We start from the raw sequence: 25,104 nt of genomic DNA, 5'->3' as shown, positions 1-25,104 counted from the left end.
TGTTTATGTTTGTCCTTAGTTAGTTTTCTTCCCGGTAGGGATCAGCAATATCTATGCTGGCAAGAATCTTTTTTTCAAGGCTTTCCATCTCTTCAGCCTCAGCGTCATTTATATGATCGAAACCGATAAGATGCAAGCAGCCGTGTACAACCATGTGGGCCCAATGGTCGAATGGCGCTTTGTTTTGCTCATGTGCTTCTTTCTCAACGACATCGGCACAGATAACTAGGTCACCTAGTAGCTGCAGTGGAATACCTTCTGGTACTTCAAATGGGAAAGATAACACATTAGTGGGTTTATCTTTGCCTCGGTAGGTGTTGTTGAGTGTCTGGCTCTCTTCGGGAGAGACTATACGTATGCATAGCTCACCCTCTTTAATTTGAGTCGATAAAGCGGCTTCTGCCCATTTATTGAATTGAGCTTCAGATGGCAGCGTTCCTTCAATTTCATATTGTACGTCGCAGTCAAAACTCATAAAGGTTTATCCTGAGAGCTGTCTTGTTTTTCGAAACGATCGTAGGCACGCACTATATGTTGAACTAAGGGGTGGCGAACAACGTCCTTAGCGGTGAATTGTGTGAACCCTATATCTTTTACCCCATCTAACACTTGCATGGCATGGATTAAGCCGGATCGAGTACCTTTTGGTAGGTCGACTTGGGTAATATCACCAGTGATCACAGCGGTTGTGCCGAATCCAATACGGGTCAGGAACATCTTCATCTGTTCTCTTGTGGTATTTTGGCTTTCATCAAGAATAACAAAAGAGTTGTTGAGTGTTCGACCACGCATAAATGCAAGTGGCGCGACCTCAATCACATTTCTTTCTATTAATTTACCTACTCGTTCAAAGCCGAGCATCTCGTAGAGAGCGTCGTATAAAGGGCGCAGATAAGGGTCGACTTTTTGACTGAGATCGCCCGGTAGAAAGCCTAGCTTTTCGCCCGCTTCGACGGCAGGACGAACCAATAGAATACGGTCAACTTCTTCACGCTCAAGGGCATCTACAGCACAAGCTACCGCTAAATAGGTTTTACCTGTCCCAGCAGGGCCAATACCAAAGTTAATGTCGTGTTGTAGAATAGAGCGGACATAGCCTTGTTGGTTTTCACCGCGAGGACGGATTAATACTTTTTTGGTGCGGATGCTGATATCGATATCTGTTACTGCTGGGTTGCTCGTTATCTGCTCTATACCGCTTTGCTGGATCAGTAGATGAATTTGATCGGGTGATAAGCGCTTCTCTTGAACGGCGTCTTTATAAAGGTTTTCCAGCATTCCAGATACTGTTTTGATAATGTCGATATCGCCGAGCAGTTGGAAATGGTTACCGTGGTTGCGGATCTCAACCCCTAAGCGTTTTTCCAATAATTTGAGGTGCTCATTAAATGGCCCACAAAGGTTTGCCAAAAAATCGGCATTTTCTGGTTCAAGTGTCAGTTTTATTGATTGTGCAGTGCTCAAGCTAAGCCCGCCTTTTGTGGGAAGTTATCGTCTAGTTCCGAACATAGTAGCTCACCTACTAGGGAGTTAGCGTATGCGTCGACGATAGTTACATCGGCAAAATGACCGATTAGATCTGGATTATCGCAGCGGAAGTTCACTACACGATTATTTTCTGTTCTGCCTGACAGTAGTCCGGGATCTTTTTTAGAGTAGCCGTTGACGAGGATACGTTGTGTCGTACCGACCATCTTGCGACTGATCTGCTGGGCGTTTTGAACAATACGGGTTTGCAGTATTTTTAGTCGCTGTTTTTTAGTTTCGTCATCGATATTATCGGGTAGATCTGAAGCGGGAGTGCCGGGACGACGGCTGTAGATAAAGCTATAGCTGTTATCAAAGCCTATATCTTCGATCAGTTTCATTGTGGCTTCGAAATCGGCATCAGATTCATTTGGGAAGCCAATAATAAAATCAGAGGATATTTCAATATCAGGACGTACTTTACGGATACTGCGGATTTTAGACTTATACTCCAGTGCAGAGTGGCCTCGCTTCATCGCCATTAAGATCTTATCAGAGCCACTTTGTACTGGTAGATGAAGAAAACTCACCAGTTCAGGTACTTCTGCATAGGCTTCGACAAGGCTATCTGTAAACTCGACAGGATGGCTGGTGGTAAACCGAATACGGTCAATACCATCAACTGCGGCAACGCAGCGAATAAGTTCAGCTAGATCAGCTGTATCCCCGTCATGGGTTTCGCCGCGATAAGCATTTACGTTTTGGCCAAGTAAATTGACTTCGCGTACACCTTGCTCCGCTAGCTCGACACACTCTGTAATGACATCATCTAGCGGTCGACTGACTTCCTCACCGCGGGTGTATGGGACTACGCAGAACGTACAATATTTTGAACAGCCTTCCATAACGGAAACAAAGGCTTCAGCCCCTTCTACTTTAGGTGCGGGAAGGTGGTCAAATTTTTCGATCTCAGGGAAGGAAACGTCCACAATACCAACGCCGCCTGCATCTGATTCATTAATCATTTCGGGTAGGCGGTGCAAGGTCTGCGGGCCAAAAATCATATCCACATAAGGGGCACGCTTGAGGATATTGTTACCCTCTTGGCTTGCGACACAGCCACCAATACCTATCTTTATATCAGGATTTTTTGCTTTCAGTTTGCGCCAGCGTCCTAATTGATGGAACACTTTTTCTTGCGCCTTTTCACGAATAGAACAGGTGTTAAGCAACAGAACATCTGCCTCATTAGCATCTTCTGTTAGCTCTAGTTCATGACTTTCTCCCAGAAGGTCAGCCATACGCGCAGAGTCGTATTCGTTCATCTGACAACCGTGAGTCTTAATAAATAGCTTCTTCGCCATTGTTCACCTGTATCTAGCGTGTATCGTTGGATTGTCAATAAAGTGACAAGCCTATCAAAGGACCGGGCATTATACTGAAGCGACTAGATAATGAACAGGTTGAAGAGTGGTTGAGGTTAGGCTTTTTTTATCCAGTTGCTTTAGCTTCTGATATAGCGTGGTATATCTTGAAAAAGAGGATCCTGCCCTTACTTAAGGAGGCAGTTAGTTATTTTATAGACTCGGTTTTTGATAAAAATATAGCAAAAGGTAGGCTATGGCTAAGGGTGATCGTCTTTATCGTGTTATTTTTGTAAATGAAGATCAAGTGTTTGAGATTTATGCGGAACATGTTTATCAAAGTGATATGTGGGGTTTTTTAGAGGTCGAAGGCTTTGTATTTGGCAACCGCTCTGAATTGGTCGTTGATCCTAGCGAGGAGAAACTAAAGGCAAAATTCAGCGGTGTTAAACGCTCTTTTATTCCACTTAATGGGATTATTAGAATCGATGAAGTCGAGCAAGAAGGTGTGGCAAAAATCACTGAAGCTAAAGGCGTCGTGGCGGCATTTCCTATGCCGCCAGCACCGAAAAGGTAAGAATTAGTTAATATCCACAACTGAGCACTTCATGGTGATATTTATCGCCTTATTACTAAAGGTTTATATTATGTCTTACGGCGATTCTAACAGTTATCAACTCCCTGATTCACATGACCAGCAGGTAAAATCTTTTATGCGCTGGTTGCTGTTAGGTATAGCCCTTTTTATAGGCTTAGTTGTGGCCGTTATCTGGTTTGCTGATCGTTTGCTGATCCATGTGCCATTAAGTGCTGAAGCGCGTTTTGTTAAACCATATGAATCCCTATTTGAAAAATACAATACCCTTGACGCGGAGGAGCAGCGTGTAGAGCGATATTTACAGAATATTGTGGATGATCTCTCCGCTAAAAGTGGGTTTGATGAGCCTGTTCGCATAAACGTTCATTACCTCGACACGCCAGAGATCAACGCGTTTGCGACCTTAGGGGGTAATATTTTTGTTTTACGTGGATTGGTGGAGGCGATGCCCAATGAAAATGCACTTGCAATGGTGCTGGCCCATGAGATCGCACATGTAAAACATAGAGACCCTATTGTGAGCGTGAGTCGTGGCCTTGCTTTACAGGTGGCTTATAGTTTTTTTGCCGGTGATCCCGGCACCGTTTTTAATACAGGTTCTGAGTTGGGAATGCTGGTGTTTAGTCGGGGTCAGGAGGGAAGCGCTGATTTAGCCGCGTTAGATACATTGCAGCGCCATTATGGGCATGTTGCGGGTGCGACGACGTTTTTCACTATTATGCAGGAACAATATGCAGCGAAAGATGAAACTGAAAAGCTGCCGACATGGTTGCTTAGTCATCCAAAACTGCAGCACCGGATTGATACGATCAATGCACGGATCGATATGAAAAATTGGTACAAAGGCCAAGCGGTACCGAAGCAAGTAAATTTGTAATTGAAAGGAAGGTGGCGTTACGTGCTGTATAAGGCACGTAGCGCCGAGTTGTATTAGGCTGGCTTGATCGTATGACCGTTTTTGTCTTTGAAAGATCCAACAGCGATCATGATGAAGTCTACAAGCGACCAGATGCCTAACCCACCTAATGTCAGCAGCATAAGTATGCCTGTACCAACTTTTCCTACATAAAAGCGATGAACGCCTAATACGCCTAAAAAGAAGCAAAGTAACAAAGTAGGAACGAAGCCTTTTTCGCTAACGATAACTTCAGGTGCTGCATTTACTGTTGTTGGTTCAGTCATTTTTCTTATCCTTAAAATGGGGTTTTTAGCTTTTGGCCTGGGTAGCAAACGTACTTTCCTTGGCCGTCTTTAAATGATCCTGTTAGGAGCATTATGGTAATAATAAATGTGTGGATGCTATCTATAGCAAAGAAAGCGCCAGCCCAGAGCAGTTCACCGTTGGCGTAAAAATAGATGGTCAATGCAAAGAGACTAAAATCGATGATGCCTTCAATATATCGGCCAAGATAGAAGTGATGTATACCCATAACACCAAAAATTGCGGAGAGAGAAACAGCAATAGCGTAACTTTTAGGTGAGGCTTGAGAGGAGGGCTGCATTCGCGTTTCCTTTGATATCCATATACGCGACGTTCGTATAAGTGCTTTTGATGCTATTAAACATCACTGTTGTCGTCAAGTTAAGATGTTAATTTTTTACATTTTATATAACTAAATCAACTTGTTGTAAGGTTCCAGTATCGCCGCTCTCTGTTAAAAATAGCCCTGTTGCGCGTACTTTACCTGCTATTTCGTCACTATTAGGCCCTGCATTAAGATCCCAATCAGTATCGGTGTAACCTAAATAGAGTGCGCCTACATCTTTTTCTGCCAAGGTAAACAAACTGCTACTACCATCATCATGTTGAACCCAGATACGTAATTTATCCCAAGCGTCATCATTTTCATCAATAAAACCATTGTGATCATCATCATAAGCGGCAAGTTCTTTGAAACCGTTGCCACTGGATGCACCAAATAACTCGCTGCCATCATCAATTTGGCCATTACCATTATGATCAAGTGCGATGTAGCCACTCTGTTCAGATAGTTGGTGAATTAATTCTTGATCACCGTCCATATCTATATCAAAACTAATTTTATTGGCTGTTAATTCTGCTGCTTGACCAGAAAAGTTGATTACTAATGGGTCTTTCAGTGCAGCGCCCATACGTATATGTAGACTTTCGCTTTCACTGGCTGAGCGGCTTAGGTTGAGTTGTAGATCTAAATCGATCACTTTGCCATCCGCTGTTCTCACTTGTCCTTTAGCTTGGAATTGTAGTTGCTCTTGGTGTTCGGTGGTTTCCGTGTAGCGGTAATCTAAACCATATTCAACAGCGCCTACCTCTGTAGCGAGCGATATAGCGGATGATGTCGAGCTACTCTCTGAGGACGGGTTTTCTATGTTTCCGCTATTAGTGCTTGTATTGGATAGGTCGAGTACGCCGCTGTGGAAGGTTTTTCCTGTTAGATGTTCATAAATCTTTTTTAACAACTCTATCTTCATTTTATCTTCAGGCGTGAGTTCAAAGAGACTCGTGCTATCTCTGCCTGTGATATTAGTCAGTAGCTGGTCTAGCGTATATTTTCCAACGTTCTCTCGTGCTGCGTCTTGCCTGAGATCTGAATAGGTAGGCGTTTCTGTGATCTGGTTTGTTGTTTCTGTTCGTGTTTGTTCTGTATGTGTTCCTGCGATGAGATTGTTTTTACTGAAGTTGCTCCCTGTAAGCACGTAGCCTTCAGTAAGTTGTTCCCTGATATGAGTGTATGTTTGGCTGTTAGTTTGTGTATCAAATGAGATATCTGAGGCAGAAATACGCATAAAATCACCTTTTGCACTTAGATAATTTGTTATCGGCAGTATTCTTGGTTTCAGAAGATCTATTTTTGAAGCAAAGCGGTTTTGTTATCTAAGGCTAAGGCTTTAATAAAGTTTTTGAGCCTTTACCTGGGATTTCGCGAGCTAACCTAGGTAGCAGGTAACCTGGGAGTATATTTTGCAGTTTTTCAAATAGTGCAAGGGCTTCCGTATCGCTAATGTTGAAATGTGCGGCTCCCTGAACGGGATCTAAGGTGAAAAGGTAGTAAGGTAAAACACCATAGTGAAAAAGGGTTTCGCTTAGCTCTTGTAATGTATCAACGCTGTCATTGACGCCTTTTAATAGCACTGCTTGGTTAAGTACGGTTACCTGAGCACTTTTTAGTGCTGTGACTATCTTAACTGTCTGCTCGTCTAGTTCATTTGGATGGTTTGCGTGTAAAACCATCACGGTATCAAAGCGGCACTCTTTCAGGATTCTTGTCAGTGATGTTGTTACTCTTTGGGGGATCACAATAGGTAAGCGAGTGTGGATACGTAGCCGTTTTAAGTGCGGGATCTGCTCAAGATCTTTAATCATGCGGGCTAAGCGTTCATCGCTAGTGGCTAGCGGATCACCGCCTGAAAAGATAACTTCACTGATGCTCGGGTCGGCTGTCAAATAAGCCAGTATCTCTTGCCATTGTTCAGGGCCTAAACGGTTTTCCTGATAAGGAAAGTGCCGGCGGAAACAGTATCTGCAGTTGATTGCGCAAGCGCCGCTGAGGATGAGTAGCACACGGCCTTTGTATTTATGAATTAAGCCATCACGATGATTAGCGCTCATCTCCGCTAATGGGTCGATAACGTAGCCGGGAATAGCGTCTAACTCGGCATCTAAAGGTAAAATCTGTCGTAGTAATGGATCCTGTGGGTCCCCTTTTTTTATTTTGGCTAGGTAAGGTTCGGGTACTTTAAGGGGAAATTCATTTGCACCAGCGATGGCCCCATCAAGGTAGCTTTCAGAAAGCTCTAGCCTTTGTAATAATGCTTTTGGGCTGTTAATAGTATGGCTTAATAGGTGCTGCCACGGAGTGTTTTCGCCAATCTGAATCGCTGTTTCACTGATTTTGGTCGTTTTTGGGACAGAATTCATAGTGTTTTTCGGCAGAATGGCAGCTGGAAGTTGCTCGCATTCTCCTTTCTAGTAGAATGTCTGTCAATTTTACTGCTGACAGCGATGTTAGTTGAATAGCAAATTATAAGAGATGCGTAGGACATTATGGCGAATTTTTCTTCTAACCAGTTCAAGAACGGTATGAAAGTAATGATCGATGGTGATCCATGTTCAATGGTTGACGTTGAATTTGTGAAGCCGGGTAAAGGACAAGCATTTACACGTGTTAAGTTGCGTAACTTAATGTCGGGTCGTATTTGGGAGCGTACTTTCAAATCGGGTGAAAGTGTTGAAGCAGCAGATGTTATGGATACGACAATGGAGTATTCATACTACGATGGTGAGCTTTGGTACTTTATGGATCCGAATACCTTTGAGCAGGTGGGTGCGGATGAAAATGCTGTGTCTGATGCTAAACCATGGTTAAAAGAGCAGGATTCCGTCACGGTAACTTTGTTTAACGGTAATCCAATTGCTGTGATGCCAGCTAATTTCGTTGAGTTAGAGGTTGTTGAAACAGATCCAGGCCTAAAAGGCGATACGGCGCAAGGTGGATCTAAACCGGCAACTTTAGCTACTGGTGCGATTGTTCGTGTTCCGTTGTTTATCAATCAAGGCGAAGTGCTGAAAATTGATACACGTACAGGTGAATATGTTTCTCGTGCGTAATTGATCGAATCGTTAGTAAAAACGGCAGCTTAGGCTGCCGTTTTTATTGGTGCGGGATTTTATGGTTTGTTTTTGTGTAATGATTAAGTGAGAGAGTATGAGTGACTGGCGGCCATCGGCAACAATTGAAAACTTGCGTCATCGGGCGCAGCTTTTTGATCATATTCGCGACTTTTTTAAGCAATTAGATGTGCTAGAAGTTGATACGCCAGTGATGTCGCAGTGTGCCGTAAGTGATCCTTTTATCGATAGTTTTGAGCTTAACTATTGTCCTGTCGTTGGTGTTGATGAGCAAACCTATTATCTTCAAACATCACCTGAATATGCGATGAAACGTCTACTGGCTGCGGGTAGTGGCGCTATCTATCAAATGAGCAAAGTGTTTCGCAATGGTGAGTATGGCAGCCGCCACAACCCTGAGTTTACTATGTTGGAGTGGTATCAGCCCGGTTATGATGATCATCAGTTAATGGATGAAGTAGAAGCGTTAGTGGTACCTATTTTGGGCTTAAAAAGTATAGAGAGAATTACCTACTCAGACCTTTTTATGCGTTATTTAGGTTTTCGCCCAGAGCTGGTGGGAGTTGATCGTTTGGTTGCTGAAACCAAAAAATATGTGGATATAACGCTGCAAGATGATGACCCTGATACGTGGTTGAACCTTTTGATCTCCCATGTAATTGAGCCTCAGCTAAAAAAGGTCGCTGCGATTTTCGTCACTGAATACCCAGCCTCTCAAGCTGCGCTTGCGAAGGTGCGGAAAAATAGTGCTGGTGGATGGGTTGCGGCGCGGTTTGAGTTGTTTGTGAACGGTGTTGAATTGGCTAATGGCTATCATGAGCTGACCGATCCACAAGAACAACAGAAGCGTTTGCAGATTGATCAAACACACCGAGAACGATTGCAGCTTCCGCAGCGCCCCTTAGATTATCGCTTAGTCGAGGCGCTGGAAGCAGGCTTGCCCGATTGTGCTGGAGTTGCCTTAGGTGTTGATCGCTTATTAATGCTTGCATTAAATGCGGGTTCTATTGCTGAGGTCATCCCTTTTGATTATTCAAAAGCTTAGTGAGTTAGATGGCGAATAAGGGTGGCTCACTTACCGAGTGTGACTTTTCCCTTAAGCTGGCAACTCATTAAGTAAGGCCGTTTTAATACGGTGTACGGCTTCTTCTAATGTACTTCTTGGGCAACCAAAATTTAAGCGCATATAGTTCTCGTCGCCAAAGTCACGGCCTGGAGACATGCCAACCCCCGCTTGTTCAAAAAAATGTGCAGGGTTAGTTAACTTAGCACCGGATACATCGATCCATGCAAGATAGGTTGCTTCGATAGGGAGTAGTTTAAGTCCAGGGATCGAGTTGATCTCCTTTTGCAGGTAATCACGGTTGCTGCGTAGGTAGTCGAGCTGTTTTTTGTTCCACTCATCCCCATCTTTATAAGCGGCCATTGTCGCGGTATAGCCGAGTAGATTGACATCAGGGACTATGCCTTTGCGCACGTTTATGAACTGCTGGCGTAATTTTTTATCTTTGATAATGGCAAAAGAGCAGCCAAGCCCTGCGATATTGTAGGTTTTGCTGGGTGCCATGAGGGTAATGGTGCGTTGAGCAATCTCTTCATTTAGTGAAGCGAGAGGGGTATGTTTTAATCCCGTTTCTAAGATAAGGTCGCAATGGATTTCATCGGAACAGACATAAAGGTTATGTTTGATAATAAGGCTGGCAAGTGCTTCGAGTTCCTCTTGTCTGTAAACCGTTCCCCCTGGATTATGAGGGTTGCAAAAGAGAAGTAAGCGAGTGCGATCAGTTAAGTTCTTTTCTAGTGCCTCTAAGTCAAGGATAAAGCGTTGATCCACTTTTTTCAGTGGGACTGTGCATACCTCTCTATTGGATAGTCGCGGCGATGAAATAAATGGGGGATAGATAGGTTTTGGTGAGATGACGCTATCACCACTTTTACCAACCGCACGACAGGCAAGGTTTAGTCCGCATACAAGTCCGGGTAGCCAGATGATTGAGTCTGCATCTATTTCCCAATGATATAAGGTTTGCATACGCTGTATGACTAGCTGGTTTAATTCGCTAGGAACGACGGTATAACCAAAAATACCATGATCTATACGCTCCTTCAGTGCGTTGATTACGCATGGAGGAGACATGAAGTCAGTATCGGCAACCCACATTGGCAAAATGTCGCTATCACCGTACTTTTCCCACTTTTGGCTGGCGGTTCCTTTTCGGTTTATTGGGCGATCGAATTCTTTATCCATGATGATCTTCTTTTGTTGTATTAAGAGGTAAACATTGGTTGCAAAACATAGCTCCGGCGCTATAGTGGGTGGTCACTGGGTAACCACGCATATCCCTACTTTTATAGCCAAGTAATAGGTTATATAAAGAGTATTACAACGCAGATTGCTATTTCCATAAGATAGCCAGTTTTAGCTATTAAAAACTATTTTTTGGAACTTAGAGTATAGTTCTCTAGTGCCCTTTTTTGTCCAGTTTTTGTAAAGAATTTAGAGAGTGGCGATAATAGTAAATATTGATCGCTGGTGAGTTGGTTTGGAGCGCTCCTAATGAATAATGATAATCGTGTAATTATATTTGATACAACCTTACGTGACGGTGAGCAAAGTCCTGGTGCGTCCATGACTCGTGACGAGAAACTGCGTATTGCCATGCAGTTAGAGAAGATGCGAGTCGATGTGATTGAGGCTGGTTTTGCTATTGCCAGTCAAGGGGACTTTGAATCGGTTAAGGCGATTGCTGATACAGTAACTGAAAGTCGTATCTGTTCATTATCCCGTGCTTTAGATGCCGATATTGATCGTGCAGGCGAAGCGCTACAAAATGCGGCAATGGGGCGTATCCATACCTTTATTGCAACCTCGCCTATTCATATGAAGTACAAGCTGCAGATGCAGCCTGATCAAGTGGTAGAACAAGCGGTTAAAGCGGTTACTCGAGCACGTAATTTGATTGACGATGTTGAGTTCTCATTAGAAGATGCCAGCCGTTCTGAGCTTGATTTTATGTGTCGAATCATCGAAAAAGTGATTGATGCGGGTGCTCGCACTATTAATATCCCAGATACTGTAGGTTATGCAGTTCCGGGTGAGTTTGCGAATACTATAGGACAGCTGATTCAACGTATCCCTAATGCGGATAAAGCGGTTTTTTCAGTGCACTGTCATAATGATTTAGGCTTGGCTGTGGCTAACTCTCTTGCTGCGGTGGGAGCCGGTGCGCGTCAGGTTGAATGTACGATTAATGGTTTAGGTGAGCGGGCAGGTAATGCTTCGCTTGAAGAGATCGTTATGGCGATTCGGACACGTAAAGATTCTTTGGGTGTTTCGACTAATATAGATACCACTCAGATTGTTCCAGCTTCTCGCTTAGTTTCTAGTGTTACTGGTTTTCCTGTGCAGCCAAATAAGGCAATTGTGGGGGCTAACGCGTTTGCCCATGAATCAGGTATTCATCAGGATGGTGTACTTAAGCACCGTGAAACTTATGAGATTATGACAGCTCAGGATGTGGGCTGGAATACTAACCGCATGGTGTTGGGTAAGCACTCTGGGCGTGCTGCATTCCGCAGTCGTTTAGAGGAGTTAGGTACATCGCTGTCCTCTGACCTTGAATTGAATAATGCCTTTTCGCGTTTTAAAGAGCTTGCCGATAAAAAGCATGAGATCTTTGATGAGGATCTGGTTGCTCTAGTGAGTGATACACGTGCAGCAGCAAGCAGCGAGCAATTCAAACTAAGCAGTTTGTCGGTGGTATCACAAACAGGTGAAACGCCAACAGCGACTATAGTGATACAAGTCGGTGATCAAGAGAAAACGGCAGAAGCTGAAGGGAGTGGTCCAGTGGATGCGACGTTTAAAGCGATCGAATCTATCGCTAACTCGGGTGCTAGTTTACAGATCTATTCGGTGAATGCCGTTACTGAAGGCACTGATTCTCAAGGTGAAGTAACTGTTCGTCTTGAAAAAGGTGGGCGTATTGTTAATGGTTTAGGCGCAGATACTGATATTATTATCGCTTCAGCTAAGGCTTATATCCATGCGCTGAACATGCTTGAAGCAAACGTTCAGAAAGCGCATCCCCAAGTATAACAAACAGTGAAGGTTTAGATCGTCAATATGGAGCAAGAGCAGCTTCGTCATCAATATTTAGAGGCCCTAGGGGTCTCTAGTTGGCTGCCTTGTGCTGTATTACCTAATGCTGCTGATTCGGCGGAGTGGGTATCTGACTTTAGATATCCAGCGCCAGATATTCCTTTTGAGTCTGATCGGGTCGCAAGTGCTCGTTCGGCTTTGGGGCAGCAGGGGGCATCTAAAGGTAGTTCTTCACCTCAAACTCAAACCCGTGGTTCTACCGCCTCTGTGGCAACTGCTCAGCAAGGGATGTCACAAGCTAGAGCTGCTTTAGGCTTAGCGGTTGCTGAGCCTGCTGAGAAAACAGCAGCGCCATCTCCTTCTGTTCAGACACCTTCGCTATCACCAGCTGTATCCGCACCTTCGTCACCTATTGTTGAGGTGGGAGTGAGTGAGGATGATGCCGCCGCAAGTGTGCAGGTAGATACTGATCTTGAGCCACCACGATTTAAGTTAGCTTATTTCAGGATTGGAGAGTTGTTAGTGATTGATAGTGTACCTCCCCAAGGAGGGCATTTTGGGGATAACTATCAAGCATTGGCCATCGCAATTGCGGCTGCTCTTGGTTTTAGGGGTGAGCAAGGATCCGCTTTTATGCTGCCTTGGCCTATGTTTGCAAGCAAAACCTTAGATCAAGGCTATAAACAGGCCGCTATTGCGGTACAGCATAAGTTGAGTAAGGAGTTGCAGGCGCATCCTGTTAAAGCAGTTTTACTATTTGGTGAGATCGCTGTTCAAATGGTAATGGAGCGTCAAGAGCCACTTGAGCAGCTGAAAGGTATCTGTTTTGAGGTACGGGCGGGTATTAAAGCCATAGCGAGTCATAGTTTGACCGAAGCGATGCAGTTACCTGGCATTAAAAAACAGCTTTGGACCGATTTGCAGCCGTTATTAGCAAAGCTTCCATAACATAATGGCGATTATTCAACCGCTTACGGCCGCCAATTTATCGGCACTTATCCAATTGGAAAACGAGTGTTTTGTAGGGGGTTGGTCTCAAACTCAACTTGTCAGACAGCTGGAACATCCGCGTGGGATCTCTTTAGGGATATTTGCGCCAGATCTTGTCGGGTTTATTTTGCTGAGCACTTTGTTGGATGAGGCTGAGTTATTGCAGATCGCTGTTGATTCTCAACATCGCGGTGAAGGGTTAGGCCAGCAGCTGTTAGCCGCTTGTATGCCCTTACTTGAAGAGCAGCAAATAAAGCGTTTGATGTTGGAGGTTCGAGAGTCAAACCTTGTAGCGCGATCGTTGTATAATAGTTTTGGATTTATTGAAGAAGGTCGGCGTAAAGGTTACTACGTTTCGTTAGAGTCTCCTACGGTTCGAGAAGATGCGCTCCTGCTTAGTTTAATGCTGTAACAATCTTAAGCACACTGATATGAAGATATATTATGAGTTTCACTAATGGATTAATAACGGCTCCTTGGTTGTTTCTAGGGGGAGTGGTTTATCTTTTTGCTTTAGGGTTTGCTTTACGCAATACCCCTTGGCGTGTCTTCTTAGATAATAAAACCTTACAGCACATGCTGGGTGGAGCAACCGTTTTATTGGTGGTTCTCTGGTCTATGCGGGCAGGAATTTCGCCGGGTTTAGGGATTCATTTTTTAGGCGTGACGATGATGACACTGGTTTTTGGCTGGGATCTAGCGATCTTATCAGGGACTGTGGCTTTGTTAAGTATGGGAATCATCGGTCGAGAAAGCTGGGATAGTTTGTTTTTAAGTGGCGTGTGTTCCATTCTTTGCCCTGTGGCTATTACCTGTTTCGTTCATAGGTTTGTGGATAAAAAACTAAGTAAGAACTTTTTTGTCTTTCTTTTTCTTTGTGGCTTTTTCGGAGCCGGTTTATCTTCCGCTGGAGCAGGGTTGCTTGCGAGCTCGGTGTTAGTTTTAGATGGTGTGTACAGTCTGGAAAAGGTTTTCTTAGAGTATCTACGTTATTTGCCGCTTATTATGTTTCCTGAGGGGCTGATGAATGGGATTATTTTGACCGGGATGTTGGTTTTTCATCCTGATTGGGTGAGAGGCTTTGATGCTAAAGCTTATATTGATGATCAATAAGGTTTGCTTAGTGATTAACGTTTGACGGGACGTTTAGCTAATTTCCGTTGTAAGGTTCTACGGTGCATCCCTAACGCGCGTGCCGTGGCTGATATATTGCCTTCATGTTCGTTAAGTACTTTTTGAATATGTTCCCATTCCAAGCGATTAACTGACATAGGTTGTTCAGTAACTTCACGCTCAGCATCGGCTTCCACTTGATCTAAGGCGGCTAAGATTTGCTCAGCGTCAGCTGGCTTGGGTAAGTACTGTGTTGCTCCAAGTTTAATCGCTTCTACTGCAGTCGCTATGCTGGCGTAGCCGGTTAGCATTAGAATCCGCATCTCTGCATTTTTTTCTTTCAGGTGAGGGATAATACTTAAACCTGAACTACCCTCTATTTTTAGGTCGACAGTTGCTAAGTCCGGTATCCAATTCTCGATCAGCAGTGCTGTATCTTCCGCACTTCGTGCGACTTGAACATCAAACCCCCTGCGAGTCATGGCACGGGATAGAACCCGGGTAAATGTTGGATCGTCATCGACAATAAGGAAGCGCTTAGTCATGTTTTTTTCCTTATTGGGAGAGTAACTTCTGTTAATGTCCCCCCTTCGGAATGGTTATATAAACGAACATCACCATCATAACGGGCTAGCGTTGTGGCGGTTAAGAATAGGCCAATGCCTAATCCTTTGCCTTTAGTGGTAATAAACGGCTTGCCTAAGTTATCACTTTGTTCAAGGCTAATACCGGGTCCCCAATCATGAATGCGGAAGTAGGTTTGTTGTTGATCCCAATCTAATTCTATTTGAAGATTTTTTGGGTTTGCATCCGCTGCATTATTAAGCAGATTCAGTAATGATTGTTTGAGTGATGTTGTGCAGCTGAGATAGGGTGCATCACCTAGTCCCATCACTGTATAGCTCTTGCTGACCTCAGGGCGCTGCACCATTAGTTGCTCTAAAGTGTCCTCAATAAGCTCAGTTGCTGGGATCCACTGTGTTGTCGAATGTTCATCTTTAACACTTTGAGTCATCTGCTTTAAGCGATCGGCACAGATCTCCGTTTGCTGGTAAAGCAATTGGAGGTCTTCTTGTAATTCGGGGTTTTGCTTATGTTCATATTCAAGTTCTTTTAGTAGCACTTGCATAGTGCTCAAGGGAGTGCCGAGTTCGTGTGCGGTGCCTGCAGCCATGGTTGCTAATGATAATAGCTGTTGATCCTGGATATGCTTTTCTCTTTCTTGTTCCAGCTTTTCCTGCTGGTGTTGCATGGATTGGCGCATTCTAACAATGAAGTAAGTAATCACTAACACTGTCAGTAAAAAGTTAATCCACATGCCTACAATATGTATATCAAAAAGCTCCATAACACGGTGCTGGTGGCTGTCACCTAGTTTGAAAATGGGTTCGTAGTAGAACAGTAAGGAGCTATAAATGACGACGATCATAAGAGCGATAAGCCACACATATCGTTTAGAGAGTGTCGCTGAGGCAATAATAAGCGGGACTAGTAATAAAAAGATAAAGGGGTTTGTTGCGCCCCCGGTATGAAATAGTAGAGCGCCATATAATGACATCTCGGCTATAAGCTGAGTAAAAAATTCAGGTTCAGTAACCGGCCAAGGTGAAAAAAGTCGTGCGTAGGTGATTAAGTTTAGGAGGGCTAAAGTTCCTAAGGTTGAGCTGATTTTCCAAACATTTAAATCTGCGTGTAAGCCATAAATAGCGAAGATAACAGCAAGACACTGACCAAACAGTGTGACTGAACGAATATAAGAAAGCTGTAATAGATTGTCGCGATGATTAGCCATAACGATATTATACCCCAGAGAGGGTTAAGTAAGGCGAGGCAAAATGTCGCAGTTAGGCGGTTTTTTATACCTAGGATAGGGGTAGAGTATTTTTCTACTTCTATAAATTTAGATTTAGGTATAGGTTGTGAAATAGAGAAGGGATTAGGGTTTTTGATTGGCGAAAAGGGGGAGATTGCCATTTTCCCTGTAGTGATAGACTTCCTTTATTTTTGGCTGGATATTATAATCAAATTATAATATCCAGCCAACGGAAACGAATATGGAATCTAAAACTGCTCGCTTTACTGTTCTGCTCGATCCAAGAAAGAAGAAAGCTTTTGAGCAATTATGTGCGTCGCAAGATTTAACCCCTTCCCAAGTTGTTCGTCAACTTATGCGAGGTTACCTTGAGCAGCATGGCGTTGATTATTTGAGTAAAGCTGAGGATGATAGCTCAACCTCAGACTAATCCTTTTTGCCATCTGGTTGGTTACTCGTATCTTCAAAGTATTGGCGGCTAGCGTCTAAAAAGTTGTTCATGATTAATCGGTCATCCTGCTTAATATCGTTCATTTTTAGCAGTTTGCTAATCGCCTGAGTAAAATCACTAAAGAAGTACTCTTCACCTACTAAACTGACAATTCCTGCTTTTTTTAGTTTGCGCTCTACGCGTTTGTTCGCGCCTGACATTAAAACAATGACATTACGTTTATGCAGTGCGCTAATGACCTCTTCTAATGTTTGTAATCCTGTAGCGTCAATAAAGGGAACCCATTTAAGACGAATGATCAAATATTGAGGGTCTGTATGGGTGTTCGCGAGTGATCGCTCAAGTGTTTCAACTGCACCAAAGAAGAAAGGCCCTTCTACAGAGTAAACAAGGACTGAGTCAGGAAGTTTTTGGGTGCCTAAGTGAGTCAGTTCTGCATGAATATCACTAGATTCAGAGACGGATACTTCCACGCTGGAAGCCATTCGGCGTAAAAAATGCAATGTGGCAATAATAACGCCAATATTGACTGCAATAACAAGGTCTGCAAAAACGGTAAGGAAAAAGGTAACCAGTAAAATAACAACATCAGCGCGGGGGGCTTTTGTCATGATTTTTGTGAAGTGTCTGACTTCACTCATATTCCAAGCAACCACAAATAAAATAGCTGAGAGAACACAAAGAGGAATGTCACTGGCCAGTGGCGCTAATAAAACCAAAATAATGACCAAAACAGCAGAGTGAACAATACCGGCAATAGGGCTGTTACCACCGTTACGGATATTGGTCGCTGTACGGGCAATAGCGCCTGTTGCTGCAAATCCACCAAATAAAGGGGTGAGTACGTTAGCTATACCTTGGCCAACAAGTTCCTGATTTGAGTCGTGTCGTGTGCCTGACATACCATCGGCGACGACAGCTGAGAGTAAGGATTCAATTGCGCCAAGCATAGCTATAGTGAATGCCGGACCAATTAAGGAGATGACTTGCGGCCAAGTGAAAGAGGGGACTGAAAACTCAGGTAGTCCTTGTGGTATCCCGCCGAATGCACTTCCTATTGTACGTACATCTTCGAATTGAAATATTGCTTGGGTAAGGGTGATAACAATCAAAGCAACTAAAGGACCCGGAACTTTTTTTAATCCAGGTATATGTGCTGTGATAATAACCAAAAATAGGGATAAAATGGCTAAAGCGGTAGTGGCTAAATGGAAATCGGGTAGTAAGTTGAAGAGGCTGATGGCCTTCTCGTGAAAGTGTTGGCCGTCGACTTTAGCTAAGCCAAAAAAATCCTGCCATTGACCTACCCAGATGATGACAGCGATGCCTGCGGTGAAACCCACAATAACAGGGTCAGGGATAAACTTTATGATGCTTCCCAACCGAGCAACGCCCAAAGCGATGAGAATAAAACCGGCCATTAACGTTGCTATTTGCAGCCCAGACACACCGTATTCGGCGGTGATTCCCGCCAAAATAACGATGAAAGCACCCGTGGGGCCTGCGATCTGCAATCGGCTCCCACCGAAAATAGAAACCGCCAAACCCGCGATTATGGCTGTATAAATACCCTGTTCCGGCTTGACGCCTGAAGCGATCGCAAATGCCATTGCTAGAGGCAGTGCTACGACGCCAACAATGGTTCCAGCAACAATATTTCTTAACCAGTTTTTATGCGAAAATAGTCCCGCTTGAAAGGCATCTCTGATCGCGATCATATGCTGTATACACTCTAGTAAATCTATTATCATGTGATTATAATAAAATTGTAATGACAAAAGAAGTGATTATCCAAATTTCACCCTAAGAGAGGTCGTAATGAGTCTGCCTAATTGCCCAAAATGTGAGTCTGCCTACGTATATCAAGATCAAGAGATGCTGATCTGTCCTGAATGTGCATATGAATGGAATCCAAATGATAGCGGTGAAGAGGAAGAAGTGACTCTTAAAGACGCAAATGGCAATACGTTGTTAGAAGGGGATAAAGTCACTTTAATCAAGGACTTAAAAGTTAAAGGTTCATCACAAGTTCTTAAAATCGGAACGAAAGCATCCATAAAGCGTTTTGTTGATGGCGATCACGATATTGACTGTAAGGTTGATGGTGTGGGCGATATGATGCTGAAATCTAAGTTTGTGAAAAAAGCGTAGTAATGGTTTTTGAGAGTCGTATTTAGACGGCTTTTAGATTTTCTTTGCATATGATTTTGGAATGAGATTATTTAGCAAAGCGATCTTAGGGGAAAATGACTTAGCAGTGGCATTTTTCTGGATGAAGGCTAGCCAGTTTTATATTGGCTAGCCTTTTTATTAATTGGTGGGATATTCTAGTATTGGATGTTGTTTACCAACGGTTTTGATGTCTGATTTTTAGGTAAGCCCAGAGAAATAAGCGCTGTTAAAATAATAAAAGCGCTAGATATCCATAAGCATGTAGCCATTCCAAAATCTTGATAAATCCAGCCCGATAGCACTGTGCCTATCAGTCTACCCATCGCATTGGCCATATAATAAAAACCAACATCTAGTGATACACGGTCGCCACTGGCATAGCTGACAATTAAATAACTGTGTAAGGCAGAGTTGACGGCAAAGAGCGCCCCAAACGCAAGTAATCCGCTAATCAGAACGATCTGTACATTCCAGTCATAGGTTAAGGCAAGGGCGATAATAGCAGGTGTGATGCTTAGCGCTAATGCCCAAGCAATTGCATGCCTTCCATCAGGCATAAGGTCTTTGTTTTTTCCTGTGATTTTAGGGGCAAGGCTCTGAACTATGCCATAGCCGATGACCCAAAGCGCTAAAAAACCGCCCACATACCAATGATCCCAAGCAAAGGTGTTGGCAAGGAAAACAGGTAAGGCGACAACAAACCATATATCTCGTGCGCCAAAAAGAAACATGCGTGCTGCAGATAGGTAATTAACCGCTCTGCTTTTGGAAAATATAGCTGTGAACTTCGGTTTACTTTTGGCCTTTCCTAAATGCTGTTTAAGGCTGATTAGGCTCAATATCCATACGCCAGTTAATGCAATGGCCATAGTTAATATGGCACCCGCAAAGCCTAAAAGACTTAGCAATGCACCGCCCAGAAAAAAGCCTATACCTTTTAGAGCATTTTTCGAACCGGTTAAAATAGCTACCCATCTATATAACTGGCTTTCAGTGCTTTTTGAATCAGGAACCAATAATTTAATAGCACTTTTTGCGCTCATTTTATTTAGATCTTTAGCTATACCTGACAGTGCTTGTGCTCCCATAACCCAAGGAACTGTCAACAAACTGGTTGGAACCAGTAGCATCGCGAGAGCGACTATCTGTATAAAGAGACCTATATTCATGGTCCTGTTTAGACCTAGCCTCGCGCCCAGCCATCCGCCAATTAAGTTGGTGATTACACCAAAAACCTCATAGAAGATGAATAGCATTGCGATTTCCAGCGGGCTATAGCCTAGCCCGTAAAAATACAAAATAACCAACATTCTTAAGGCGCCATCGGTCAGGGTAAATGCCCAATAATTACCCGTGACGATTATATATTGGCGAACTTGAGGGGATAGCTGCGCGAGTAATTGCATCTCAGTTACTCTTTGTCTGAGCGGCCAACGAGGCGAACGAGCTCAACCGTACGATTTGCATAGCCCCACTCATTGTCATACCAAGCATAAAGTTTAACTTGGGTACCATTGATAACCATAGTTGATAGCGCATCAATGATGCTAGAGCGAGGATCTGTTTTGTAATCAATTGATACTAAGGGGCGCTCTTCATAACCGAGAATTCCTTTTAACTCGCTCTCGGCCGCTTCTTTGAGTAATTGATTAACTTCTGTCTCAGTTGTGGATTTTCCGACTTCAAATACACAATCAGTTAAAGATGCATTAGCTAATGGAATACGTACCGCATGGCCATTAAGCTTACCTTTAAGTTCAGGGAATATATGAGTGATCGCCGTTGCAGAACCGGTAGTTGTCGGTATCAGGCTCATGCCGCAGGCCCTAGCACGACGTAGATCTTTATGAGGCGCATCTAAGATGGTTTGCGTATTCGTTATATCGTGAATGGTGGTCATGGAGCCGTGTACTATGCCAAGCTTTTCATGAATCACTTTAACAACGGGGGCTAAGCAGTTTGTTGTGCAGGAAGCAGCCGTCACAATTGAGTGGATAGTCTTGTCATATAAGTGCTGATTGACACCCATAACCACATTGAGCACGCCTTCTTCCTTGACCGGTGCGGTGACAACAATGCGTTTTACACCTTGTTTTAAGTAATCCTGTAAAGCGGCTTTCGATTTCATTTTACCGCTAGCTTCAATGACTACATCACAGTTGGACCAGTCTGTATCAGCGATCGCTTTGTTTTGGGTGCAATGAATAGGTTTGTCGTTAATAACTATATCTGAACCTTCGGCGCGGGCCTCATGGTGCCAGCGGCCGTGCACAGAATCGAAGGTGATCAGGTGAGCGAGTGTTGCAGCATCACCCGCAGGATCATTAAATTGAACAAATTCTACATCATCCCAATCAAATGCAGCACGAAACGATAGCCGTCCCATACGTCCTAAGCCATTGATACCTACTTTAATCGTCATAAAAACCTCAAATCGAATAACGTCTATAAATTAATGCTAAATGTGTCGAAGTTAATGTGCTGCTTTCTTGTATTGATGCACTATGTTTAACGTCGCTGGTTCACCCTTCGCTTAACCATGCTTGGATTTGTTCTGTATGTGGTATCGAGCCGGAGTGGACGAGTTGCTCATCTACAACGACGGCAGGTGTGCTCATTACCCCGTAAGCCATGATAACTTGCGGATCTGTCTCTTTTGTTACATTCACAGAAACGCCTTGTTCAAGCGCAAGCTTGTTGATTAATTCAGCCGTTTTAGTACATTTTTTGCAGCCGCTACCTAGTACTTTTATCTGTTTCATAGATCACCTTATAAAAAAGAAGAGAATGCATTAAATAGCCATCCAACCACAGTGAATGACACGAGTAATAAGAAAAATACGGTGGCTAATAGTCGCCACTGCATGACCTGTTTAAGTAGAATGAATTCAGGGAAGCTTGCGGCAACAGTACTCATACAAAAGGCCAGTGTTGTTCCTATAGGTAAGCCATTAATAATTAAACTTTCCATTACAGGAATGACACCCGTTGCATTGGAATACAGCGGGATACCTAATAAAACCGCTGCGGGAACTGACCACCATTGACCATCTCCGAGGTATTGTTCTATCCAGCCGTCGGGAACAAAACCATGCAGCGCGGCACCCAACCCAACACCGATAATGACCCATTTCCAAACGCGGCCAAAAATCTCGAAAGTTTCATCTTTCGCAAATTGATGGCGTTCTGAAAATGGCATAATTACTGGTGTACCTTCATTTTGAGGCTGGTCTTTTTGCTGTCCCTGGACAAGGGCTTTTGCAGCAAAGGACTGTAACCAGCGCTCGGCTTTAATGCTATCAAGGAAAAAACCACCGATTGTGCCTACGCAGATCCCTATGGCGACATAGAGCAGAGTGAACTTCCAACCGAGCAAACTCATCAGTAGTAAGATCGCTACTTCATTAATTAGTGGTGAAGTGAGAAGGAACGACATAGTGATGCCTAAGGGGATACCTGCTGAGGTAAAGCCAAGAAATACAGGTATGCTTGAGCAGGAGCAAAAAGGTGTAATCGCGCCAAAACCTGATCCTAGTAGATAGCCTACACCACGGTTTTTTCCCGAAAGGTAATCTCTAACGCGTTCTATATTTAACGACGCGCGCAGGAGCGCAATAAAGTAAATCATGACGATGAGTAGCGCGTAGATCTTGGTTACATCTTCGATAAAAAAGTGTACGGCATCGCCCAATTTTGAATCAGGGGATAAGTTCAAGATTGAATAGGTTAACCAGTCAGCTAATTGTGTAAATATTGCAAACATTAGATCTCTCCAAACCAATGTCTAGTGCGGTTAGCGAACCAAACTAGACTAAGCATAACGGGAACTTCGACGAGCACGCCGACCACGGTTGCCAGTGCTGCGCCTGAGTGGAGGCCGAATAGTGAGATTGCGACAGCGACGGCTAATTCAAAAAAATTAGATGTGCTAATCATGCAGGCAGGTGCTGCAATGTTGTGAGGAAGCTTCATCTTTTTAGCCCATAAATAAGCAAGGGCAAAAATACCATAGGTTTGAATCAGCAAAGGGATCGCGATTAAAGCAATGACCTCCGGTTGAGATAGAATGATCTCTGCCTGAAAGCCAAATAATAATATAACCGTTGCTAGTAGCCCGATCATTGACCAAGGTTTTAGACGTGCCAGCAAGGTATTCAGTTTGGAATGGTCGTTTTTGTTGTCAATGCTTCTGCGGGTCAATACTCCCGCAACAAGCGGAATGACAACATAGAGAACTACGGATAGAAGGAGAGTATTCCAGGGTACAGCTATATCTGTAACACCTAAAAGAAATCCTGCTATAGGAGCAAAAGCGAAAATCATAATCAGGTCATTAATGGAGACTTGTACTAATGTGTAATTGGGGTCACCTTTAGTTAGTTGGCTCCAAACAAAAACCATAGCGGTGCAGGGCGCAACGCCTAGCAGAATCATGCCTGCGATATATTCAGTTGCTGTTTGTGGATCTACCCAGCTGGCGAAGAGAACTTTAAAAAATAACCAACCAAGAAAGGCCATAGTAAAAGGTTTAATCAACCAATTTATGACTAAGGTGAGTATCAGCCCTTTAGGTCTTGTACCAATATCTTTAATTGACGAGAAATCAATTTGCACCATCATTGGATAAATCATAATCCAGATGAGTACCGCTACGATTAAATTTACATGCGCAAATTCTAAGGTAGCAATGAGTTCGAAGAGGTCAGGGAATATATTGCCTAAAACTACGCCAGCGATAATGCAAAAGCCTACCCAAACAGATAAGTAACGTTCAAAAATGCCCATCAGAATCCTCGTTCTTTAATATTGCTTATTACAGACTAGCTTTATGCACAGCATTGGCGTGTGCGTTCAGGACGGTCGCCCATTTTATGAAGACGAATTTGATTTTCTTCAATAAATGCGGAGTTATTGTTTAGCGTTTCCGTTAAGACCTTTTTCGCCCAAGAAGGGAGTGCCTGATTAATGCTATAAAACACCCATTGTCCTTGGCGGCGATCAGTGAGTAAGTCGCAATTTCTCAACTGTGCCAAGTGTCTAGAGATCTTTGGCTGGCTTTCATCTAAGGCTTGCATAAGCTCGCACACACACAGCTCTTGCTCAGATTCAATTAATAGTAGGCAGCGAAGGCGTGTCTCGTCTGAAAGGCACTTATAAAACTGGGTAGGGGACATGGAAATTTTAAACTCCTATTATCATGCTGTGGTTATCATATATGATATTCTATATATATGTAAATACGTATATATTGGAAAGTGTATATTTGGAGCAAGAAGGGTCGCCTGCGAGTGTAGGTTCATCTAACTGATCTCTTTTCACTAAAGAGGGTAGGCGACGATGCGACGTTTTATGGGGAAAGGCTTTAGACGATGTTAGATCCTTAGGTCAAGGAAAAGTGGCTGGTATCGGTAGCCACTTTTCTTGTACTTCGCCTGATGGTGCTCAGTTGCTAGAGTTTAGGGGAGATAAACCCTTCCGGTTTAATTGCGAGGACTGAGCACTTAAGCTGAGATAGAACGGTTTCTGCTGTATTTCCAATGAGTACGCCGGCAATGCCTGAACGAGCAACGGTTCCCATGACAACTAAATCTATATCCATTTCTGTTGCTAGTTTTGGAATTTCCTCGCCTGCAATACCTCTGACAATATGGGAGTGGGGGGAGACGTATTTATAGGATTCGTCACCTAGTTGTTGCTTCATAGTACTTAAAAGTGAATCCATATTTTGTGTGCGCAAGCGGTGTTCAGATTCAAATAATTTTTGTTCTATTTTGTCGGGCTGTTCAGCCCATAAACTAATAAATCCTGCTTGCGGAACATCGTAAACATTCACTATATCGAGGGAGGTAAAATCTGATAAGGATAGAGAGCTGGCAAGGTCAACAATCATATTGTTAAGATTGTCGTTGCTCTCATTTTGGTTGTCAGTGTCAAAATCAACAGCAGCCATAATACGCTGATAGTTCTCCTTCTCTTCGTCTTTCTTCATTAGCCAGACTGGGCATGGGCACTGACGTAATAGATGCATATCATCACTGACGATTAAATGGTCAAGCCAGTTATATTCGTCAGCCTCTTTGATGACTAAGTCAAAGTTGTGAGATTGGACTGCACGTATGCTTTCGACATATTTCTTACCGGATTTTATGAGAACGTTGAGGTTAATCTCTTTCTCTAAGGATTCCGTGAGTTCTTGCAGGTTGGCGTCTTCTCGCTCTTTAATCATTTTTTGGAGTCGATTTTCATCAATACCAATGCCTTTTGCGTACATTGGTAAAGAGGTATTCGTTTGCATAGAGAGCAATGTTAAATTGGCTTGATTGTTTTTAGCTAAAGAGACTGCACGTGTTAATGAAGCCGATGGTTCATCGTTCTGATTGCTCATGACATACAAAATATTTTGAAATCTATTCATGCTGATCTCC

Annotated in this window: 28 protein-coding genes; 10 read left to right on the top strand and 18 right to left on the bottom strand. The window is 43.4% G+C overall.

Translation table 11 applies throughout. The features are described 5' to 3' along the window. Window positions 1-19 precede the first annotated feature (19 nt). Genes ybeY through miaB form a run of 3 tightly spaced genes read right to left on the bottom strand, consistent with a single transcriptional unit; the run spans window position 20 to window position 2,831 of the window. Window positions 20-475 (bottom strand): rRNA maturation RNase YbeY, encoded by a 456-nt coding sequence (ybeY, locus tag Q4486_RS11590; protein ID WP_303416309.1) that lies wholly within the window; start codon window positions 473-475, stop codon window positions 20-22. Next, window positions 472-1,464 carry a PhoH family protein gene (locus Q4486_RS11585; protein ID WP_303416310.1) on the bottom strand — a complete coding sequence of 331 codons (993 nt, stop codon included), beginning with the start codon at window positions 1,462-1,464 and terminating at the stop codon, window positions 472-474. The genes ybeY and Q4486_RS11585 overlap by 4 nt, the downstream gene beginning before the upstream one ends. Then, window positions 1,461-2,831: a tRNA (N6-isopentenyl adenosine(37)-C2)-methylthiotransferase MiaB gene (miaB, locus tag Q4486_RS11580; RefSeq protein WP_303519529.1), complete on the bottom strand. Its 1,371-nt coding sequence runs from the start codon at window positions 2,829-2,831 to the stop codon at window positions 1,461-1,463. Before miaB ends, Q4486_RS11585 begins: the two co-directional genes overlap by 4 nt. A gap of 256 nt (window positions 2,832-3,087) precedes the next feature. On the opposite strand from miaB, the gene Q4486_RS11575 reads away from it, so the two are divergent. Together Q4486_RS11575 and Q4486_RS11570 are read left to right on the top strand one after the other, a co-directional pair. Next, window positions 3,088-3,408: a DUF1820 family protein gene (locus Q4486_RS11575; protein ID WP_303519527.1), complete on the top strand. Its 321-nt coding sequence runs from the start codon at window positions 3,088-3,090 to the stop codon at window positions 3,406-3,408. A 70-nt stretch (window positions 3,409-3,478) separates the two neighbouring features. Further along, window positions 3,479-4,306 (top strand): M48 family metallopeptidase, encoded by an 828-nt coding sequence (locus Q4486_RS11570; protein ID WP_303519525.1) that lies wholly within the window; start codon window positions 3,479-3,481, stop codon window positions 4,304-4,306. A 53-nt stretch (window positions 4,307-4,359) separates the two neighbouring features. Here the strand turns inward: Q4486_RS11570 and Q4486_RS11565 are convergent, their stop codons facing one another. The 4 genes from Q4486_RS11565 to epmB form a co-directional block, all read right to left on the bottom strand. After that, window positions 4,360-4,611, bottom strand: coding sequence for a TM2 domain-containing protein (locus Q4486_RS11565; protein ID WP_303416314.1), 252 nt, complete (start codon window positions 4,609-4,611; stop codon window positions 4,360-4,362). An 11-nt stretch (window positions 4,612-4,622) separates the two neighbouring features. Further along, window positions 4,623-4,931 carry an NINE protein gene (locus Q4486_RS11560; RefSeq protein WP_067866120.1) on the bottom strand — a complete coding sequence of 103 codons (309 nt, stop codon included), beginning with the start codon at window positions 4,929-4,931 and terminating at the stop codon, window positions 4,623-4,625. A 103-nt stretch (window positions 4,932-5,034) separates the two neighbouring features. Continuing rightward, entirely contained in the window at window positions 5,035-6,195 is a 1,161-nt protein-coding gene (locus Q4486_RS11555; RefSeq protein WP_303519523.1) for a hypothetical protein, read from the bottom strand. A gap of 94 nt (window positions 6,196-6,289) precedes the next feature. Beyond that, entirely contained in the window at window positions 6,290-7,327 is a 1,038-nt protein-coding gene (gene epmB / locus Q4486_RS11550) for an EF-P beta-lysylation protein EpmB (RefSeq protein WP_303416317.1), read from the bottom strand. Window positions 7,328-7,453: 126 nt separating this feature from the next. Between epmB and efp the strand changes: the two genes are divergently transcribed. Continuing rightward, on the top strand, window positions 7,454-8,017 hold the full coding sequence (efp, locus tag Q4486_RS11545; protein WP_067986493.1) for an elongation factor P: 564 nt from the start codon (window positions 7,454-7,456) through the stop codon (window positions 8,015-8,017). Window positions 8,018-8,114: 97 nt separating this feature from the next. Next, on the top strand, window positions 8,115-9,083 hold the full coding sequence (gene epmA / locus Q4486_RS11540; RefSeq protein ID WP_303416318.1) for an EF-P lysine aminoacylase EpmA: 969 nt from the start codon (window positions 8,115-8,117) through the stop codon (window positions 9,081-9,083). A 51-nt stretch (window positions 9,084-9,134) separates the two neighbouring features. Here epmA and Q4486_RS11535 read toward each other — a convergent pair whose 3' ends face one another. Next, complete coding sequence (locus Q4486_RS11535) at window positions 9,135-10,286, bottom strand: MalY/PatB family protein (RefSeq protein WP_303519522.1); 1,152 nt, start codon at window positions 10,284-10,286, stop codon at window positions 9,135-9,137. 309 nt (window positions 10,287-10,595) lie between these two features. Here Q4486_RS11535 and Q4486_RS11530 point away from each other — a divergent pair, with 309 nt between their 5' ends. From Q4486_RS11530 to Q4486_RS11515, 4 genes are read left to right on the top strand one after another with little or no spacing between them, the layout of a single operon-like run. Further along, window positions 10,596-12,137 (top strand): 2-isopropylmalate synthase, encoded by a 1,542-nt coding sequence (locus tag Q4486_RS11530; RefSeq protein WP_303519520.1) that lies wholly within the window; start codon window positions 10,596-10,598, stop codon window positions 12,135-12,137. A gap of 27 nt (window positions 12,138-12,164) precedes the next feature. After that, window positions 12,165-13,088, top strand: coding sequence for a hypothetical protein (locus Q4486_RS11525; protein ID WP_303519518.1), 924 nt, complete (start codon window positions 12,165-12,167; stop codon window positions 13,086-13,088). 4 nt (window positions 13,089-13,092) lie between these two features. Continuing rightward, window positions 13,093-13,542, top strand: a complete 450-nt coding sequence (rimI, locus tag Q4486_RS11520; RefSeq protein WP_303519515.1) for a ribosomal protein S18-alanine N-acetyltransferase — start codon at window positions 13,093-13,095, stop codon at window positions 13,540-13,542. A gap of 32 nt (window positions 13,543-13,574) precedes the next feature. Next, window positions 13,575-14,243 (top strand): energy-coupling factor ABC transporter permease, encoded by a 669-nt coding sequence (locus Q4486_RS11515; RefSeq protein WP_303416323.1) that lies wholly within the window; start codon window positions 13,575-13,577, stop codon window positions 14,241-14,243. 14 nt (window positions 14,244-14,257) lie between these two features. On the opposite strand, the gene Q4486_RS11510 is transcribed toward Q4486_RS11515, so the two are convergent. Both Q4486_RS11510 and Q4486_RS11505 read right to left on the bottom strand, forming a co-directional pair. Further along, window positions 14,258-14,788, bottom strand: coding sequence for a response regulator transcription factor (locus tag Q4486_RS11510; protein ID WP_303519514.1), 531 nt, complete (start codon window positions 14,786-14,788; stop codon window positions 14,258-14,260). Next, a complete protein-coding gene (locus tag Q4486_RS11505; protein ID WP_303519513.1) occupies window positions 14,785-16,035 on the bottom strand; it encodes an ATP-binding protein in 1,251 nt (416 codons plus the stop codon). The genes Q4486_RS11510 and Q4486_RS11505 overlap by 4 nt, the downstream gene beginning before the upstream one ends. Before the next feature lie 262 nt (window positions 16,036-16,297). On the opposite strand from Q4486_RS11505, the gene Q4486_RS11500 reads away from it, so the two are divergent. Next, entirely contained in the window at window positions 16,298-16,486 is a 189-nt protein-coding gene (locus tag Q4486_RS11500) for a CopG family transcriptional regulator (RefSeq protein ID WP_303519512.1), read from the top strand. On the opposite strand, the gene Q4486_RS11495 is transcribed toward Q4486_RS11500, so the two are convergent. After that, the gene (locus Q4486_RS11495) at window positions 16,483-18,225 is read right to left on the bottom strand and encodes a SulP family inorganic anion transporter (protein ID WP_303416326.1); all 1,743 of its coding nucleotides are present in this window, start codon (window positions 18,223-18,225) and stop codon (window positions 16,483-16,485) included. The genes Q4486_RS11500 and Q4486_RS11495 overlap by 4 nt on opposite strands. Window positions 18,226-18,325: 100 nt before the next feature. Here Q4486_RS11495 and Q4486_RS11490 point away from each other — a divergent pair, with 100 nt between their 5' ends. Further along, window positions 18,326-18,658 (top strand): zinc ribbon domain-containing protein YjdM, encoded by a 333-nt coding sequence (locus Q4486_RS11490; RefSeq protein WP_067866149.1) that lies wholly within the window; start codon window positions 18,326-18,328, stop codon window positions 18,656-18,658. A 176-nt stretch (window positions 18,659-18,834) separates the two neighbouring features. Here the strand turns inward: Q4486_RS11490 and arsJ are convergent, their stop codons facing one another. The 7 genes from arsJ to Q4486_RS11455 form a co-directional block, all read right to left on the bottom strand. Then, window positions 18,835-20,085 carry an organoarsenical effux MFS transporter ArsJ gene (arsJ, locus tag Q4486_RS11485; protein ID WP_303519511.1) on the bottom strand — a complete coding sequence of 417 codons (1,251 nt, stop codon included), beginning with the start codon at window positions 20,083-20,085 and terminating at the stop codon, window positions 18,835-18,837. 5 nt (window positions 20,086-20,090) lie between these two features. Further along, the gene (locus tag Q4486_RS11480; RefSeq protein ID WP_303416329.1) at window positions 20,091-21,101 is read right to left on the bottom strand and encodes an ArsJ-associated glyceraldehyde-3-phosphate dehydrogenase; all 1,011 of its coding nucleotides are present in this window, start codon (window positions 21,099-21,101) and stop codon (window positions 20,091-20,093) included. Window positions 21,102-21,201: 100 nt separating this feature from the next. Continuing rightward, window positions 21,202-21,441, bottom strand: a complete 240-nt coding sequence (locus Q4486_RS11475) for a thioredoxin family protein (RefSeq protein ID WP_303416330.1) — start codon at window positions 21,439-21,441, stop codon at window positions 21,202-21,204. An 8-nt stretch (window positions 21,442-21,449) separates the two neighbouring features. Further along, a complete protein-coding gene (locus Q4486_RS11470) occupies window positions 21,450-22,442 on the bottom strand; it encodes a permease (protein ID WP_303519509.1) in 993 nt (330 codons plus the stop codon). After that, on the bottom strand, window positions 22,442-23,464 hold the full coding sequence (gene arsB, locus Q4486_RS11465) for an ACR3 family arsenite efflux transporter (protein WP_303519508.1): 1,023 nt from the start codon (window positions 23,462-23,464) through the stop codon (window positions 22,442-22,444). Before arsB ends, Q4486_RS11470 begins: the two co-directional genes overlap by 1 nt. Window positions 23,465-23,505: 41 nt before the next feature. Beyond that, window positions 23,506-23,853: a metalloregulator ArsR/SmtB family transcription factor gene (locus Q4486_RS11460; protein ID WP_303416333.1), complete on the bottom strand. Its 348-nt coding sequence runs from the start codon at window positions 23,851-23,853 to the stop codon at window positions 23,506-23,508. 275 nt (window positions 23,854-24,128) lie between these two features. Beyond that, a complete protein-coding gene (locus tag Q4486_RS11455) occupies window positions 24,129-25,094 on the bottom strand; it encodes a universal stress protein (protein ID WP_303416334.1) in 966 nt (321 codons plus the stop codon). Window positions 25,095-25,104 lie beyond the last annotated feature (10 nt).

Source organism: Neptuniibacter sp. 2_MG-2023 (assembly GCF_030547495.1).
Lineage (GTDB): Bacteria > Pseudomonadota > Gammaproteobacteria > Pseudomonadales > Balneatricaceae > Neptuniibacter.
This window is presented reverse-complemented; position numbering and strand designations above follow the sequence as displayed.